The organism is Streptomyces sp. NPDC057654, assembly GCF_042800135.1.
Classification (GTDB): domain Bacteria; phylum Actinomycetota; class Actinomycetes; order Streptomycetales; family Streptomycetaceae; genus Streptomyces.
Map to the genome: position 1 here is coordinate 1 of NZ_JBHVHQ010001449.1, position 1,168 is coordinate 1,168.

The 1,168-nt window shown below is 71.6% G+C and carries 2 protein-coding genes; both read right to left on the minus strand.

The genetic code is table 11. The features are described from left to right. Window positions 1–167: 167 nt before the first annotated feature. Window positions 168–539, minus strand: a complete 372-nt coding sequence (locus tag ACFU99_RS44280) for a hypothetical protein (RefSeq protein ID WP_384404539.1) — start codon at window positions 537–539, stop codon at window positions 168–170. Window positions 540–617: 78 nt separating this feature from the next. After that, window positions 618–1,121 (minus strand): hypothetical protein, encoded by a 504-nt coding sequence (locus ACFU99_RS44285; RefSeq protein WP_384404541.1) that lies wholly within the window; start codon window positions 1,119–1,121, stop codon window positions 618–620. Window positions 1,122–1,168 lie beyond the last annotated feature (47 nt).

Genomic DNA, 1,168 nt, shown 5'->3' on the forward strand with positions numbered 1-1,168 from the left:
GGATGCGATCCGTGGGTGTGATGCTGGGGCGGTGGCTTAGGTCGCGGTGACGTCCTGGGGTTGGTGCTGGGGGGAGTATCCTGTAGGGGTGTGAGTCATGGTGTCGGACACGGTTGAGGCGCCGCCATGGTTCGTCGGACGGCGGGGGATCACGCGGACGGGTGGTGCTACGCGGGCAGGTGACGGCCTGGCGGCGGCTCGGGCAGGCGCGGCGAGACGCGGCGTACCCGCGACGGCGCGTCGGACGCGGCGTCATACCGGCTGTTCAGCCCGGGGGTGGGTGTCTGCTGCTGCTCCAGTTGGTAGGCCAGCAGTCGCGGCCGGGTGCCGTCCGGGCACACGCCGTGCGCCCACGCGGTGCGGTGCATGTCGGCCCACATGGCGACGGCAGTACGGATGGCGTCGGACGCGTTGCCGCCGGCGCTCATGACGACGGCGAGATCGTCGGACAGGGCGGCGTCGACGCGGACGCTCGTACGGTTGCCGGGTGCCGGCGGCGTCGGACGGGTGGGGCGGTCGGTAGGGTTGGGCGTAGCCATGGGCGGGGTTTGCTCCCGTTCGTGGTCAGGGCCCGTACGGCGGTGAGGTCGCCGATGCGGGCCCGCGTTGTTGGCGGGCTAGTCGGCTGCGGCAGAGCCGCGCTGTTCGCGGAGGATGCCGTAAACGCGTGAGGGCGTCAGACCGATTTCCTGCGCGATCTGTGGGGGCTGCTTGCCGCGGGCGGCCTCGGCCAGGATTACGCGGGGGGTGACGGCCTGCGCGGCTTCTCCAGCGAGGCGGAGCGTGCGCACGTCGTCGAGGGTTAGTTCGTCGGCGAGGCGGTCGAGGTAGTCGGGGCGCTGGTCGACTTGGGCGTAGTGCTCGGCGATTTCCTGCGCGTATTCGAGCGGGTCGGCGTCGGTGGGGTTGGGGTCGCCCGCGAGGGCCCGCTCGGCGACGGTCTTGCGCTCGTGCTCCGTGATCAAAGCGAGCATTTCGTCGCGCAGCTTCTCGGCGGCCGGCCGATCGACCTGCACCCGGTTGCGCCGTGCGCGGCGGCTGATCTCCACAGAAGACAACTTGCCCTCGGCGTCCTGGTGCTCGGCGACGTTCGGCTCGTCGCTGTTGGGCTGCTCGTTCATCGCTGCTGCTCCTGTTGGTGGCCGGGGCCCGCCCCGCGGGTGCGGGG

Bases quoted from the DNA above. Each gene is read 5' to 3' on its own strand.
- ACFU99_RS44280 (WP_384404539.1), bottom strand. From the start codon at position 539: ATGGCTACGCCCAACCCTACCGACCGCCCCACCCGTCCGACGCCGCCG.
- ACFU99_RS44285 (WP_384404541.1), bottom strand. From the start codon at position 1,121: ATGAACGAGCAGCCCAACAGCGACGAGCCGAACGTCGCCGAGCACCAG.